The organism is Marinobacter bryozoorum (assembly GCF_023156245.1).
In the GTDB taxonomy this organism is placed as follows: Bacteria; Pseudomonadota; Gammaproteobacteria; order Pseudomonadales; family Oleiphilaceae; genus Marinobacter; species Marinobacter bryozoorum.
Genome location: NZ_JAKZAH010000008.1, coordinates 34957 through 50086 on the forward strand (window position 1 = coordinate 34957; position 15130 = coordinate 50086).

General features: G+C 60.6%; 12 protein-coding genes. 11 read left to right on the forward strand and 1 reads right to left on the reverse strand.

Translation table 11 applies throughout. The features are described 5' to 3' along the window. Positions 1 to 4: 4 nt before the first annotated feature. From murD to lpxC, 9 genes are all read left to right on the forward strand, one after another. Positions 5 to 1345 carry a UDP-N-acetylmuramoyl-L-alanine--D-glutamate ligase gene (murD, locus tag MLC59_RS06775; RefSeq protein ID WP_248232471.1) on the forward strand — a complete coding sequence of 447 codons (1341 nt, stop codon included), beginning with the start codon at positions 5 to 7 and terminating at the stop codon, positions 1343 to 1345. After that, a complete protein-coding gene (gene ftsW / locus MLC59_RS06780; protein ID WP_345799755.1) occupies positions 1345 to 2541 on the forward strand; it encodes a putative lipid II flippase FtsW in 1197 nt (398 codons plus the stop codon). The genes murD and ftsW overlap by 1 nt, the downstream gene beginning before the upstream one ends. Further along, a complete protein-coding gene (murG, locus tag MLC59_RS06785; protein ID WP_248232473.1) occupies positions 2538 to 3617 on the forward strand; it encodes an undecaprenyldiphospho-muramoylpentapeptide beta-N-acetylglucosaminyltransferase in 1080 nt (359 codons plus the stop codon). The genes ftsW and murG overlap by 4 nt, the downstream gene beginning before the upstream one ends. After that, entirely contained in the window at positions 3610 to 5055 is a 1446-nt protein-coding gene (gene murC, locus MLC59_RS06790; protein WP_248232474.1) for a UDP-N-acetylmuramate--L-alanine ligase, read from the forward strand. Before murG ends, murC begins: the two co-directional genes overlap by 8 nt. Then, positions 5048 to 6022 carry a D-alanine--D-alanine ligase gene (locus tag MLC59_RS06795; RefSeq protein WP_345799756.1) on the forward strand — a complete coding sequence of 325 codons (975 nt, stop codon included), beginning with the start codon at positions 5048 to 5050 and terminating at the stop codon, positions 6020 to 6022. The genes murC and MLC59_RS06795 overlap by 8 nt, the downstream gene beginning before the upstream one ends. Further along, positions 6015 to 6854, forward strand: a complete 840-nt coding sequence (locus MLC59_RS06800) for a cell division protein FtsQ/DivIB (RefSeq protein WP_248232480.1) — start codon at positions 6015 to 6017, stop codon at positions 6852 to 6854. Before MLC59_RS06795 ends, MLC59_RS06800 begins: the two co-directional genes overlap by 8 nt. Before the next feature lie 20 nt (positions 6855 to 6874). Beyond that, positions 6875 to 8110 (forward strand): cell division protein FtsA, encoded by a 1236-nt coding sequence (ftsA, locus tag MLC59_RS06805; RefSeq protein ID WP_248232484.1) that lies wholly within the window; start codon positions 6875 to 6877, stop codon positions 8108 to 8110. A gap of 80 nt (positions 8111 to 8190) precedes the next feature. Next, on the forward strand, positions 8191 to 9348 hold the full coding sequence (gene ftsZ / locus MLC59_RS06810; protein WP_248232485.1) for a cell division protein FtsZ: 1158 nt from the start codon (positions 8191 to 8193) through the stop codon (positions 9346 to 9348). A gap of 193 nt (positions 9349 to 9541) precedes the next feature. Next, complete coding sequence (gene lpxC, locus MLC59_RS06815) at positions 9542 to 10459, forward strand: UDP-3-O-acyl-N-acetylglucosamine deacetylase (RefSeq protein WP_248232487.1); 918 nt, start codon at positions 9542 to 9544, stop codon at positions 10457 to 10459. Between the two features lie 11 nt (positions 10460 to 10470). Here lpxC and MLC59_RS06820 read toward each other — a convergent pair whose 3' ends face one another. Then, complete coding sequence (locus MLC59_RS06820; RefSeq protein ID WP_248232488.1) at positions 10471 to 10926, reverse strand: DciA family protein; 456 nt, start codon at positions 10924 to 10926, stop codon at positions 10471 to 10473. A gap of 280 nt (positions 10927 to 11206) precedes the next feature. Between MLC59_RS06820 and MLC59_RS06825 the strand changes: the two genes are divergently transcribed. Together MLC59_RS06825 and secA are read left to right on the forward strand one after the other, a co-directional pair. Then, positions 11207 to 12145 carry a M23 family metallopeptidase gene (locus MLC59_RS06825; protein WP_248232489.1) on the forward strand — a complete coding sequence of 313 codons (939 nt, stop codon included), beginning with the start codon at positions 11207 to 11209 and terminating at the stop codon, positions 12143 to 12145. Positions 12146 to 12339: 194 nt separating this feature from the next. Next, positions 12340 to 15084 carry a preprotein translocase subunit SecA gene (gene secA / locus MLC59_RS06830; RefSeq protein WP_248232491.1) on the forward strand — a complete coding sequence of 915 codons (2745 nt, stop codon included), beginning with the start codon at positions 12340 to 12342 and terminating at the stop codon, positions 15082 to 15084. Positions 15085 to 15130 lie beyond the last annotated feature (46 nt).

The window sequence follows — 15130 nt, forward strand, 5'->3', positions numbered from 1 at the left end:
GAGCATGGCTGTTATCGCTTCGGATCGTCGCACACTGGTAGTAGGCCTGGGTAAGACCGGGCTCTCCTGCGTGCGCTATCTGACCGGCCTCGGGCGCGAGGTGTCGGTGGCGGACAGCCGTGCCCGGCCACCCGGCCTTGAAGAGCTGCAGCAGCAATGGCCGGAGGTGGACGTGCGTACCGGTGGTTTCGAGCCGGAGTGGTTCTGCAGCTTTAACGAGCTGGTGGTCAGTCCGGGCATTGCCGTCAGTGAGCCGGCCATTGCCGCAGCGGCTGAGCTCGGCGCCGTTATCCGGGGCGACATCGACCTGTTCGCAGAGGCCGCCGATGCCCCGATCATCGGAATTACCGGCTCCAACGGCAAGACCACCGTCACCACGCTGGTGGGCGAGCTGGCGCAGGCCTGCGGCATTAACGCGGCTGTCGGCGGCAATATTGGCACACCGGTCCTTGACTTGCTGGAGGCGCAGCCGGAGGTCTACATCCTCGAGCTGTCCAGTTTCCAGTTGGAAACCACCCGGGAACTGAATGCGGATGTGGCCACCGTGCTGAACGTTTCGGACGACCATATGGATCGTTATCCGTCGAAAATGGCCTACTACCAGGCCAAGCAACGGATCTTCCGGGGTGCGCGCAATGCCGTGGTCAACCTGGATGACGCCCTGAGTACGCCGATGGCCCGGGATACCCTGAACTTCATCTGTTACGGGTTTAACCGGATCAACCCGGAAACGTTCAGTACCCGTGAGGACGACGAGGGCCTCTGGATTACATGGGGGCTGGATAACCTCCTGAATACAAAGAACCTGAAGCTGGCGGGCCTGCACAATGTGAGCAATGTTATGGCCGCACTGGCAATCGGGCACGCAGCGGGCTGGCCCCTGGATGTCATGCTCGGCGCCGCCTGTGAGTTTCGTGGCCTGCCACATCGCTGCGAGCCGGTGGAAACGATTGACGGCGTGGAGTTCATCAACGACTCCAAGGGCACCAACGTAGGGGCGACCGTCGCCGCACTGGACAGCCTCGCTCCGGGCTGTGAGCGCATCGTTCTCATCGCGGGGGGTGACGGTAAGGGCGCCGACTTTGAGCCACTGGCCAGGCCCGTTGCCGAACATTGTCGGGCGGTGGTGCTTATCGGCCGGGATGCCGATCTTATCGCAGGGGCCCTGGACGGTTCGGTGCCCGTGGAAAAGGCTGACTCGATGGCGCAAGCCGTCGGACTGGCAGCAAAACTGGCGTGCAGTGGAGACCGGGTGCTGTTGTCCCCGGCGTGCGCCAGTTTCGACATGTTCTCCGGCTATGAAGACCGGGGCAACCAGTTCCGCCAGGCAGTGGAGGGCTTGTGATGCAGGTATCCAGCGTCGCCCAGCCTCGTCTGCCCCAAGGACTTCTGTCCCAGCCGCTGCCCTGGCTGGTGGTAAGTGCGGCCGCGTTGCTGATGATCGGTATTGTCATGATCGCCTCAGCGTCCATGGACATGGCGGCGGCCAACCTGGGCAACAGCTACCACTACGCCATTCGACAGCTGATCTTTGCCGGCCTGGGGTGTGCGCTGGCGATTGCCGCTGCCAATGTGCCCGTTTCCTGGTGGTACCGCAGTGGCTGGCTGCTGCTTGCCCTGGGCATGGCCTCGCTGGTGCTGGTATTGACACCGCTTGGCAAGACGGTGAACGGTTCCACCCGGTGGATTCCCCTGGGTCTGTTTAACGTTCAGGTATCGGAAGTTGCCAAGCTGTGCCTGATCGCCTACCTGGCCGGTTACGTGGTTCGTCGCCGGGAGGAACTGGTCAATACCTGGTGGGGGTTTGGCAAGCCGGTTCTGGTACTGGGTGTGGCCTCTGCGCTGCTGGTGACCCAGCCGGACTTTGGTGCCACCGTGGTGCTGATGACGGCGGCGCTGGGCATGATTTTTCTCAGTGGCGTACGGCTGACACGTTTCGTGCCCCTGATCGCCGTGTGCGTGGTGCTTGGTGCCGTCCTGATTGTTACCCAGCCCTACCGACTGAAGCGGGTGGTGAGTTATCTCGATCCCTGGCAGGACCAGTACAACACAGGCTACCAGCTCACGCAGTCGTTGATTGCTTTCGGCCGTGGTGAGTGGTCCGGGGTCGGGCTGGGTAACTCGATCCAGAAACTGTTCTATCTGCCCGAGGCGCACACTGATTTCATCTTCGCGATTACCGCGGAAGAGTTTGGTCTGTTGGGTTCAATGATGGTCCTGGCCCTGTTCGCCATCCTGGTGCTGTCCGGGTTCGTGATTGCCCGCAAGTCCGAGCGTCAGGGCATGGGCTTTGCGGCCTGCTTCGCCTACGGGCTGACGCTCCTGCTCGGCCTGCAGGCCATGATCAATATGGCCGTTAATACCGGCCTGCTGCCCACCAAGGGGCTGACCCTGCCGCTGATGAGCTACGGCGGTTCAAGCCTCCTGGTGGTCTGCGTCAGCATCGGCATCCTGGTCCGCATTGAAATGGAGCGGCAACAGCAGCTGGCAGCCGCTGGCGCAGATCAGAACCCCGCCCGCCGGGTAAGGGGGGCATCATGACGAAGCGATTCCTGGTCATGGCCGGCGGAACCGGTGGCCATGTATTCCCGGCCCTGGCTACAGCCCGGAAGCTGCAGGACAAGGGCCATGAGGTGCACTGGCTGGGCTCTGCCGGTGGTATGGAGGAGCGACTGATCGGCGAAACCGATATCCCGTTGTCGACCATCAGTGTGTCCGGGCTTCGGGGCAAGGGTCCGCTGGCATTGGTGCTGGCTCCGTTCCGGCTTGCCAGGGCACTGTGGCAGGCCTTACGCGTGGTTATGCGGGTAAAGCCGGACTGTGTGATTGGAATGGGCGGCTTTGTCACAGGGCCCGGTGGCATGGCGGCCTGGCTGACCCGGCGGCCCCTGCTGGTCCATGAACAGAACGCCATCGCCGGGATGACCAACCGCATCCTTGCCCGCTTTGCTGAAACCGTGATGGAGGCATTTCCCGGCAGCTTCGGACCTGCTGCCATTACCCGTTGCACGGGGAATCCGGTACGAGCCGATGTGGCAGAGTTACCGGAACCGGACCAGCGCATGGGTGATCGCGAGGCACCACGCCGACTGCTGGTTCTGGGGGGCAGCCTGGGGGCTACCGCCATCAACGAGAAAGTGCCGGCCGCGATTGCGCTGTTGCCGGAAGCCCTGCGGCCGGAGATTCGCCATCAGTGTGGCGAAAGGAACCACGAAACCGCCCTGGCGGCATACGGGGAAGCGGGTTTGAATGCTTCGGTCGAACCCTTTATCAAGGATATGGCCGAGGCCTACGGCTGGGCAGACCTGGTGATTTGCCGCGCTGGTGCGCTGACCATTTCTGAACTCTGTGCTGCGGGTGTGGGCGCACTGCTGGTGCCTTTCCCCCATGCGGTAGACGACCACCAGACCCGAAATGCTGACTACATGGTCAAGGCGGGTGCCGCATTGCTGATGCCGCAGCACAAACTCACTGAAACCCTGTTGGCGGATACCCTGGCGGACCTGCTGACAAAGCCGCAACGCCTGGTTGACATGGCCCGTGCAGCCCGTACGCTGGCGCGCCCCGATGCAACGGAGCGAGTTGTGAATTACTGTCTGGAGGCTGCCGATGTCTGAGCTCACCAATCCGCCGCTGGTATACCAGGTGCCCGAAATGCGCCGTATCCGCCATATCCACTTTGTGGGTATCGGCGGTGCCGGCATGTGTGGCATTGCGGAGGTCCTCAAGAACCAGGGCTATGAGGTGTCCGGTTCTGACCTGAAAGAAAGTCCGGTCACCGAGCGTCTCAAGGGGCTCGGGGTGACCATTCATGTTGGCCACCGGGAGAGCAACAGCGACGTGGCTGACGTGGTGGTCGTTTCGTCGGCGGTGAATGCGGACAACCCGGAAGTCGCTGCGGCCAGGTCCCGTCGCGTTCCCATCGTGCCGCGAGCGGAAATGCTGGCGGAGATCATGCGTTACCGCCATGGCATCGCGGTTGCCGGTACCCACGGCAAGACGACCACAACCAGTCTGATTGCGTCGGTGCTTGGCGAGGCTGGCCTGGATCCCACCTTTGTGATCGGTGGCAAGCTTAACAGTGCGGGTACCAACGCCCAGCTCGGCGGATCCCGTTACCTGGTGGCAGAGGCGGACGAGAGTGATGCCTCGTTCCTGCACCTCACCCCGGTAATTTCCGTGGTGACCAATATCGAAGCTGACCACATGGACACCTATGGTGGCGATGTGGCGCAGCTGAAGAAGACCTTTGTGGAATTCCTCCACAACCTGCCGTTCTACGGTGTCGCGGTCATGTGCCTGGATGATCCCTATGTGGCAGAGATCCTGCCGCGTATTTCCCGGGCCATCATCACCTACGGAATCGAGCGGGAAGATGCGGATTATCGCGCCACGGCTATCCAGTCCGATGGCCTGAGTACCCGCTTTGTCGTCAAGCGCCCGGGCGGTCGAAGCGATCTGCCGGTGGAGCTGCGGATGCCCGGTCGCCACAACGTTCTCAATGCCCTGGCAGCCATTGCCGTGGCAACCGACGAAGGCGTGGCAGATGCCGCCATTTGTCGTGGACTGGCCGGGTTCGCCGGTGTCGGCCGCCGCTTCCAGGTTTATGGGGACTACCCGGTGGGCAAGGGCGCCGTGACCCTGGTGGATGACTATGGCCATCACCCCACCGAGGTGGAAGCGGTTATCCGTGCAGCGAGGGACGCCTGGCCTGGGCGGCGGATCGTCATGTTGTACCAGCCCCACCGGTACTCCCGTACCCGGGATTTGTACGAAGACTTTGTGCGGGTGCTGTCCGAGGTGGACACCCTGCTGATGATGGACGTCTATCCCGCCGGCGAAGCACCGGTCCCCGGTGCCGACGGCAGGGCCCTGTGCCGCAGTATTCGTCAGCGTGGCCAGGTCGACCCGGTGTTCGTGGAAGACGCCGGCAACCTTGAAAACCTGCTGGCCAACATACTGCAGGAGGGGGACCTTCTGCTGACCCAGGGTGCCGGCGATATCGGCGGCGTGGCCGCAAAACTTGCAGCGAATGGAGTTATTGGACGTGGCTGAGGCCAGAAACAGGACTTTTCAGGTAGACCCGCAGACCCGGGCGGCACTGGGCCGCGTGGCCGTCTTCATGGGGGGGGATTCCGCCGAGCGTGAAGTTTCCCTCAAAAGCGGACAGGCGGTAACCCTCGCGCTGCAGGAAGCGGGTGTGGATGCCTTTGCCCGGGACATTACCGGCTGCCTGCTGGACACCATCAAGAACCCGGATTTCGACCGGGTGTTCATTGCCCTCCACGGGCGTGGCGGTGAAGACGGTACGCTGCAGGCGATCCTGTCCCAGGCGGGTATTCCCTACACCGGTAGCGAAATGCTGGCCTCCGCCCTGGCCATGGACAAGTTGCGCACCAAATTTGTGTTTGCTGGCTGCGGGCTGCCAACGCCGGCATTTCGCGCCATGAACAGTGAAGACGAGGTCGGGGCCATTGTTGCTGATTTGAAGTTTCCCCTCAGTGTCAAGCCAGCCCGGGAAGGTTCCAGTATCGGGGTTCGCAAGGTGCGTACCCGGGATGAGCTGGTCGCTGCCTACCGGGATGCGGCCAGCCACGACCCCCTGGTGCTGGTGGAAGAATGGGTCGAAGGGCCGGAGTACACAGTGAGTCTCCTGCAGGGCCAGGCCTTGCCGGTGATCGGCCTGAGCACGGACCATGATTTTTATGACTATGACGCCAAGTACCTGGCCAATGATACCCACTACCAGGTGCCTTGTGGCCTTGATGAGTGGCAGGAAGCACTGCTCCAGAACCTCGCCGTGGAAGCTTTCCGGGTGGTCGGAGGGCGTACCTGGGGACGGGTGGACATCATGGAGGACCAGGAGGGCCGGTTCTGGTTGCTGGAAGTGAATACGGTTCCGGGAATGACTGACCACAGCCTCGTGCCAATGGCCGCCCAGGCTGCTGGTATTGGCATGTCAGAGCTGGTAGTCAGGATCCTGCAGGATACGTTGCCGACCGGGGAGGGGGCTGATGCTTGAGCAGATGCTGCTGAAAGGCCGGTTCGTGCCGTCCGAGCCGCCAAGGCGGCGCGGGGCGACTTCGTCCGCGCCTGAGCAGAATCTGCTGGATGTGCTGGTGCAGGTGCTGGCCAGCATACCCTGGGGGAAAATCGGTATCGGTGCCGTGGTGCTGTTCGTGGCGGCCTTGCTGCCCTGGGGCACCGGGCAGTTGCTGGCGGCCATGGACCGGCAGTTTATGCATGTGGAGGTGCAGGGTTCTCTCAAGGGCGAGAGCCAGAACGCGCTGGAACGCCACGCGGCCCGTTGGCTGGGGGAAAGCTTTTTTACAACCGACCTTGCGGATATCAAGCGATCCCTGGAGCAGCGCCCCTGGATCGAGAGTGCTGCGGTCCGGCGGGCCTGGCCGGACGGACTGGTGTTGGAGGTCCGTGAACACAGGCCGCTGGCGTACTGGAATGACACCCAGCTGATCAGCCGTACCGGCGAGGTATTCTCGCCGCCCAACCGGGAAGTGGCTGGTTTGCTGCCCAGGTTGAAGGGCCCGGAGGGGCGCGTTCGGGAAGTGATCGATATGGGACGCCTTATGGCCGACAGGCTGGACGCCCGGGGTATCGGGTTTGCCGGTATCGGGCTTGAAGAGCGCGGCGCCTGGACCCTGAAGCTCGCCAACGGTATCGAGGTAGCGCTGGGCCGTGACCAGGTTGAGCAACGATTTGAACGGTTTCTGACGGTTTATGGCGAACAGCTGGCGAACCGCGCAGACCAGGTCGAACGGATTGATGCCCGCTATACCAACGGCGTGGCGGTGCGGTGGAAGCCCCTGGCCGGGGCTTCCGACAACAATTCATAGAATGGCTATTGGTGAACTGCATGTCATCGGTTGATACGGAAAACATGATTGTCGGACTGGATATTGGCACCTCCAAGGTGGTGGCCATTGTCGGCAAGCGCAAACTGGACGGAACCATCGAAGTGGTCGGCATCGGCTCCCATGCGTCCCGTGGGCTCAAGCGTGGTGTGGTGGTCAATATTGAGACCACTGTGCAGGCCATCCAGCGGGCGGTGGAGGAAGCCGAGCTGATGGCCGGCTGCCGTATCCATTCGGTCTATGCGGGTATCGCAGGCAGTCACATCAAGAGCCTGAACTCCCACGGCATCGTGGCCATCCGTGACCGGGAAGTGACCCAGGCGGACATTGACCGGGTAATCGATGCGGCGCAGGCAGTAGCTATTCCGGCGGACCAGAAGATTCTGCACATCCTGCCCCAGGAGTTCGTGATCGATAACCAGGAAGGCATCAAGGAGCCCCTGGGCATGTCTGGTGTGCGCCTGGAAGCCAAGGTGCACCTGGTCACCTGTGCGGTCAACGCGGCCCAGAATATCGAGAAATGTATCCGTCGCTGTGGCCTGGAAGCGGATGACATCATCCTCGAGCAGCTCGCCTCGGCCCATTCCGTCCTGACGGAAGACGAAAAGGAGCTGGGTGTCTGCCTGGTGGACATGGGCGGTGGGACAACCGATATCGCTGTCTTTACCGGCGGTGCTATCCGTCACACCTCGGTGATCCCCATTGCCGGCGACCAGGTCACCAATGACATTGCCATGGCCCTGCGTACACCGACGCAGAATGCCGAAGACATCAAGACCAAGTATGCCTGCGCCCTGACCCAGCTGGCCGGGGCAGAAGAAACCATCAAGGTGCCCAGTGTGGGCGACCGCGCACCCCGGAACCTCTCCCGCCAGGCCCTGGCGGAGGTGGTGGAGCCCCGGTACGAGGAGCTTTTTACCCTGGTGCAGTCAGAACTGCGCCGCAGCGGGTTCGAGGACATGGTTCCGGCAGGCATCGTCGTCACCGGCGGCTCTTCCACCATGGAAGGGGTGGTGGAGCTGGCCGAGGAGATCTTCCACATGCCGGTACGGCTTGCATCACCGCAGGCGGTGTCCGGGATGACGGAGGTGGTCAACAACCCGATCTACGCCACTGGCGTGGGGTTGCTGATCCATGGTTTCCGCCAGATGGATCTGGGTCAGGGACCCGTTCTCAAGGGGGAAGATGCGCCCTCCTTGCTGGAGCGTATGAAAGCCTGGTTTACCGGGCATTTCTGAATAACGACGCATCATACGAAGGTATCTCGAGAAAATAATCGGCCGGGAACTGGCTGAAAACAGCACGAAGGAGAAGGGGAATGTTTGAACTAGTCGATAATGTCCAGCAAAACGCTGTGATCAAGGTAATCGGTGTTGGCGGTGGCGGCGGTAATGCCGTGCGGCACATGCTTAACAGCGATGTGGAAGGCGTTGAGTTTATCTGCGCCAATACGGATGCGCAGGCCCTGCACGACCTGGATGCCAGGCAGGTGATCCAGCTCGGTGGCAACATCACCAAGGGTCTTGGTGCCGGTGCAAACCCGGAGATTGGTCGCCAGGCCGCGATGGAAGACCGCGACCGTATCGCCGATGCCATCAAGGGTGCCGACATGGTCTTTATTACCGCCGGCATGGGTGGTGGTACCGGAACCGGTGCTGCGCCGATTGTCGCCGAGGTGGCCCGTGAAATGGGCATCCTTACGGTGGCGGTAGTCACCAAGCCGTTCCAGTTCGAGGGTGGCAAGCGCATGAGCGTGGCCGAGTCCGGCCTCAAGGACCTGGAAGAAAGCGTTGACTCGCTGATCACCATTCCGAACGAGAAACTGCTGGCGGTCCTTGGCAAGAAGACCAGCCTGTTGGAGGCTTTCGGCTCTGCGAATGATGTACTGCTCGGTGCGGTTCAGGGTATTGCTGACCTGATCACCCGCAACGGCATGATCAACGTCGACTTTGCCGACGTGAAGACCGTGATGTCGGAGATGGGTATGGCGATGATGGGTACTGCCCGCGCCACCGGCGAAAACCGTGCCCGCGAGGCGGCCGAGGCGGCTGTTCGCAGCCCGCTGCTGGAAGATATCAACCTGCAGGGCGCGAAGGGTATCCTGGTCAACATTACTGCTGGCATGGACCTGAACCTGGGCGAGTTCTCCGAAGTGGGTGACATCGTTCGCGAGTTTGCCTCCGACTCTGCCACGGTGGTTGTGGGTACTGTGATCGACCCGGAAATGACCGATGAGCTGAAGGTGACCGTTGTGGCTACCGGCCTGGGGGGCGAGCGGGAGAAGCCCACCAAGGTAGTGGACAATACCCGTACCCTGGACGGCACGACCGATTACAACCAGCTAGACCGCCCGGCGGTATTGCGCCGTCGCGCTGTATCCCAGGGCAATGTGGCAGTCGATCAGAGCCATGACTCAGATGAGCAGGACGTGGACTATCTCGATATTCCCGCATTCCTGCGTCGTCAGGCTGACTGATAATCTGTCGCAAATGCAGTTGACAGGGTGCGGGCTACGGCCCGCCCTGTAACCTGACACACGCGACCAGCGAAAGATGTGACGATTTTGTCACGAGGCCATTGGTTAAATGGTATTCACTTTCGTTATTTGGTATCATCCGCGCAGTTTTTTGCACGATGATATCGTTCTTTTGTGACGGATATATGTACCGATGATCAGACAACGGACGCTTAAAAACACCATTCGAGCCACTGGCGTGGGCCTTCATTCCGGTGAAAAGGTGTATCTCACCCTGAAGCCTGCACCCGTGGAAACGGGGATTGTTTTCCGTCGTACCGACCTCGACCCGGCGGTCGAGATCCGGGCCTGTGCGGAAAACGTGGGCGAAACCATGCTGTCGACGACGCTGGTCAAGGATGGCGTCCGTGTTGCTACGATCGAGCACCTGCTGTCGGCCATGGCTGGCCTGGGCATCGATAATTGCTACGTCGAGCTCAGCGCGGCTGAAGTGCCCATCATGGATGGCAGCGCCGGTCCCTTTGTGTTCCTGCTACAGTCAGCCGGCATCGCGGAGCAGGACGCGGCCAAGCGCTTCATCCGGATCAAACGTGAAGTGACGCTGGAAGAAGGCGACAAGAAGGCGACCTTCCTGCCTTTCGAAGGTTTCAAGGTGAGCTTCGGCATCGACTTCGACCACCCGGTGTTCAAGGGCCGCGCCCAGACCGCCACGGTGGATTTCTCCAGCACTTCCTTTGTGAAGGAGGTCAGCCGGGCGCGTACTTTCGGTTTCATGCGTGATATCGAAAAGCTGCGCGCCATGAACCTGGCCCTGGGTGGCAGTGTTGACAACGCCATTGTGGTGGATGACTACAAGATCCTCAACGAGGATGGTCTGCGCTATGATGACGAGTTCGTCAAGCACAAGGTGTTGGATGCCATCGGTGATCTGTACCTGCTGGGGAACAGCCTGATTGGTGAGTTCCGTGGTGTGAAATCCGGTCATGACCTGAACAACAAGCTGTTACGCAAGCTGCGGGCTGAGGAAGATGCCTGGGAAGTGGTGACCTTTGATGACGAAGCCACTGCCCCGATCTCCTACATGAAGCCTGTGCTGGCGGCGCCGGCCTGAGACAGGAATCCTCAGTCCGACCGGTCGCTGGCGTGACTGGCGAGTTTTTCGAGAACCTCGCGTAAAGCTTTATCCTTCGTGTGCCCGGCCTCTTCCTGGAGGAGCCGGGCATTTTCTTTACTGAGCGTCATGGGTTCGGTCGGTTTTTTCAGGGAGTAGCGCCGGGGTTGGACCTTGACCTTCAGTTTCCAGGCAAACTCGAACGCCTCCTCTTCCCTTAGCTTCGCCATGATCTCCCGTTGCTGGTATCGAAGCTGACTGGCCTGGGTGGCGTTATCGCATTGCAGAACCAGTTCACCATCGTGGTAGCTCACGAAGCGCACACCGGACACCAGGCGATCCGGGACCGCTGCGAGTATGTGTTGCTCGGCCTTGTGGTGCAGGGCAGCCCTGGCCATGAGGTCGCGAAGGTGCCTGGGATGATCGCGATCTTCGGCGGACAGGGACAGTGAGGGGCGGGCTTTCATAGTTGTATTGAATGCAATGGGTGTGTAACTCGACGAAACGGGTCGGCATTTTATACACTCACCGGCCGCCGCTTCAGGCAGCCTCACGTGAACCGTAGCCGTACCAGGGCGGGTACGACTTTAACAAAGCGTAACAGCCTGTGGGAAAAAAGGAAGTAGGCTGCCTCCTTTTAACGGTCCGGGCTGGTTTGTAATCGCGCAGATCTTTGTTTTTTTGTTAACCACAGGACGCCCATTGTCAGGACAGGGGTGTCGGTTACAGTCAAATTGGTCAGACATTATGAATACCATTGTTATCGGTCGAAAACACAGCCGCCGGAGGGTCTTCAGGCTAAGTCCCCGTGTTTTGGTGGTGGCTGGATTGGTTGCCCTGCTGTTGGTGGCGCTCTCTGCCTGGGCGGGATATCGCGCGGCCATGAACCAGGTTGGGGACCGCCCTGTGGTGCCGCCCTACCTGCTGGCCCAGTGGCAGGACACCATTGAAGAGCAGCAACAGCAGCTGGCACTACTGGAGCGAGATGCCAGCGAGCAGGTGGATGCCCTGACCCTGCGGCTGGGCGAAATGCAAGGGCGCCTGCTTCGGCTGGATGCCCTTGGTCAGCGCTTCATTGAAACCGGGGCCGTCGCCAGTGATGAGTTCAACTTCGATCAAGCCCCTGCGGTGGGCGGGCCCGAAGACGAAGCCGCAAATGCTGAGTCTTTCAGCACCCCGGAGCTGACAGCCATGATTGATGAGCTGGACCAGAAAATCCGCGACCGGGAAAAGCAGCTACGCCTGCTGGATACGCTGATTTCCAATGAGCGCCTGGAAGAGGAGCGCTTTGTCGCGGGGCGGCCTATCACCTGGGGCTGGTTGTCCTCCCGCTTCGGTTACCGCTCCGATCCCTTTACCGGTAAGCGTACCTGGCACAATGGTGTTGATCTGGCCGGCAAGGAAGACAGCGATATTATTGCGGTGGCTGCCGGAGTTGTGACCTTTGCCGGTGAGCGTCCCGGCTATGGCAACCTGGTGGAGATTGATCACGGCGACGGATTGATGACACGGTATGCCCACGCCAAGACCGTCGAAGTGAGCGTCGGTCAGCTGGTGCAAAAGGGACAGGCGGTTGCCCGCATGGGCTCGACCGGGCGCTCGACGGGGCCCCATGTGCACTTTGAAGTCTTGCAGGGTGGCAAGGCGCAGGACCCGGTCAGATATATCCAGCGCGCAGACTCCTAGGCACCATGTCTAGATTGCCTGGCCTGCAAGGTTTCGCCGGCGACCTCCGGAGCCCGTTCCCGCCACCATCCCTGTGACCCAGCCCCGGTTTCCGGGGCGTTTACCTGCCCGGCAGAGCCTGACCGCCTTTTGTCCTCTTGCAAAATAAGGTTAGAATGCCGGCTTCCTCCGTTTAATCAAAGAAGCAGTGGTCTATGTTCACGAAGCTTGCAACGAAGATGTTCGGCAGTAAAAACGCCCGCGAGATCAAAAGGATGCGAAAAGTTGTGAATCGCATCAACGAGCTCGAAGAGTCGCTCATCGCACTGACCGACGAACAGTTGCAGGCACGGACCACCGAGTTCCGTGACAGGCTCGGGAAAGGCGAAACCCTCGACCAGCTTTTACCGGAAGCCTTTGCCACGGTGCGTGAAGCCAGCCGCCGCGTCATGGGGATGCGTCATTTCGACGTCCAGCTTATCGGTGCCATGACCCTGCATGAGGGGCATATCGCCGAGATGAAAACCGGGGAAGGCAAAACCCTCGTCGCAACGGCGGCAGTCTACCTGAATGCCCTTGCCGGTCGTGGTGTGCACGTGGTGACAGTGAACGACTACCTGGCCAGCCGTGACTCGGAGTGGATGGGCAAGCTCTACCGGTTCCTGGGCATGACCGTGGGTGTGGTAGTTTCTGGTCAGCCACCGGAAGAGAAGCGGGCGGCCTACCAGGCAGACATCACCTATGGCACCAACAACGAATTTGGCTTTGACTACCTGCGTGACAACATGGCGTTCAGCATGCAGGACAAGGTTCAGCGACCGCTGAACTACGCCATCGTGGATGAGGTAGACTCCATCCTTATCGATGAGGCGCGTACACCGCTCATCATATCTGGGGCTGCAGAAGACAGCTCGAAGCTTTACCGGGAAATCAACGCGCTCATCCCCTCCCTGGAGAAGGGCGAAGTGTCCGAAGAAGAGGGCGAACCCAGCGGCGACTTCACCCTTGATGAAAAGTCCCGCCAGGTAGAGTTGACGGAGGCCGGCCATGAAAAGGTAGAGCAGCTGCTTCTCAGCCGCGGGCTGCTGAAAGAAGGCGAGAACCTCTACTCCGCCGCAAACCTGGCGTTGTTGCACCATATCCACTCCGGCCTGCGGGCACACCACCTGTTCCACCGGGAGATAGACTACCTGGTACAGAACGGCCAGGTGGTGATTGTGGACGAGCACACCGGGCGGACCATGCCGGGGCGCCGTTGGAGTGAAGGCCTGCACCAGGCGATCGAGGCGAAGGAAGGCGTTGAGATCAAGGCCGAGAGCCAGACCCTGGCATCGACCACCTTCCAGAACTACTTCCGCATGTACGACAAGCTCGCTGGCATGACCGGTACGGCAGACACGGAAGCGTTCGAGTTTCGTCAGATCTACGGTCTCGACGTGGTGGTCATTCCGCCCAACAAGCCGATTCAGAGGACCGACTATAACGACCTGATCTACCTGACCCAGGAAGAGAAATTCCACGCCATTATCGATGAAATCAAGGACGTAACGGCAGAGAAACGTCCGGTCCTGGTAGGTACGGCGTCGGTGGAGGCCTCGGAAGTGCTGTCGACACTGCTCCAGAAGGCACGGATCGACCACAAGATACTCAACGCCAAGCACCACGAAAGCGAGGCCCAGGTCATCGCCCAGGCTGGTCGCCCCGGCGCAGTCACCATTGCGACCAACATGGCTGGCCGCGGCACTGACATCATGCTGGGTGGTAACTGGGAGACCGAGGTTGCCGCCCTGGAGAGCCCCACCCAGGAACAGCTTGCTGCCGTCAAGGCCGAGTGGGAAGAGCGCCACCAGCAGGTACTCGCCTCGGGCGGCCTGCACATCATTGGTACCGAGCGCCACGAATCCCGTCGCATCGATAACCAGCTCCGTGGTCGGGCTGGTCGTCAGGGTGACCCGGGTTCGTCCCGCTTCTTCCTGTCCCTGGAAGATAACCTGATGCGCATCTTCGCCCCCGACCGGGTGAAGAAGCTGATGCAGGCCATGGGTATGAAGAAGGGCGAGGCCATCGAGCATCGCATGGTCACCAACGCCATCGAGAAGTCCCAGCGCAAGGTAGAGGGCCGCAACTTTGATATGCGGAAGACGTTGCTGGAATACGATGATGTGGCCAACGACCAGCGTACGGTGATCTACGAGCAGCGCAACGAGGTCATGGCATCGGAAAACATCTCGGAAATCATTGATGGCATCCGTGCTGACGTGGTGGAAGAAACCGTCAGCGAGTTCATCCCGCCCCAGAGTATGCCCGAGCAGTGGGATGTCCCGGGCCTGGAGTCGCACCTGGCTTCGGAAATGGCCATCGAGCTGCCTGTCCAGCAATGGCTGGATGAGGACAAGAAGCTCTACGAAGAAAAGCTCCGAGAGCGGATCCTGGAAGAGATTGTTGCGGCTTACCGCACCAAGGAAGAAGTTGTTGGCGCAGAATCCATGCGCAAGTTCGAGAAGCAGGTCTTCCTCCAGGTTCTCGATACCCTTTGGAAAGAGCACCTGTCGAACATGGACCACCTGCGCCGTGGTATCCACCTGAGGGGCTATGCCCAGAAGAACCCCAAGCAGGAATACAAGCGTGAGGCGTTTAACCTGTTTGAGTCTATGCTCGACACCATGAAGCGCGACATCACCCGCGTGCTGTGCCATGTGAAGGTGCAGACCCGTGAGGAAATGGAAGAGCTGGAACGCCAGCGCCGTGAGCAGCTTGAGAAAGAGCTGGCGGCCGCCCGTATGCGCCACGAACAGACCAGCGCTACCCAGGCGGAACAGGCCGAGCGAGACGAGAGCGAAGAGCGCCAGGGGCCGATACCGGAAACCTTTGTCCGCCAGGACCGAAAGGTGGGGCGCAATGAGCCCTGTCCGTGCGGGTCTGGCAAGAAGTACAAGCAGTGCTGCGGTAAGGTCGCCTGACGACACGCAGTTTGCAAAACGACAAGCCCGCACCTCCGTGAAGACG

Coding starts and splice junctions, on each gene's coding strand:
- lpxC (WP_248232487.1), top strand. CDS start 9,542: ATGATCAGACAACGGACGCTTAAAAACACCATTCGAGCCACTGGCGTG.
- murC (WP_248232474.1), top strand. CDS start 3,610: ATGTCTGAGCTCACCAATCCGCCGCTGGTATACCAGGTGCCCGAAATG.
- ftsA (WP_248232484.1), top strand. CDS start 6,875: ATGTCATCGGTTGATACGGAAAACATGATTGTCGGACTGGATATTGGC.
- MLC59_RS06800 (WP_248232480.1), top strand. CDS start 6,015: ATGCTTGAGCAGATGCTGCTGAAAGGCCGGTTCGTGCCGTCCGAGCCG.
- MLC59_RS06825 (WP_248232489.1), top strand. CDS start 11,207: ATGAATACCATTGTTATCGGTCGAAAACACAGCCGCCGGAGGGTCTTC.
- secA (WP_248232491.1), top strand. CDS start 12,340: ATGTTCACGAAGCTTGCAACGAAGATGTTCGGCAGTAAAAACGCCCGC.
- ftsZ (WP_248232485.1), top strand. CDS start 8,191: ATGTTTGAACTAGTCGATAATGTCCAGCAAAACGCTGTGATCAAGGTA.
- murG (WP_248232473.1), top strand. CDS start 2,538: ATGACGAAGCGATTCCTGGTCATGGCCGGCGGAACCGGTGGCCATGTA.
- ftsW (WP_345799755.1), top strand. CDS start 1,345: ATGCAGGTATCCAGCGTCGCCCAGCCTCGTCTGCCCCAAGGACTTCTG.
- murD (WP_248232471.1), top strand. CDS start 5: ATGGCTGTTATCGCTTCGGATCGTCGCACACTGGTAGTAGGCCTGGGT.
- MLC59_RS06820 (WP_248232488.1), bottom strand. CDS start 10,926: ATGAAAGCCCGCCCCTCACTGTCCCTGTCCGCCGAAGATCGCGATCAT.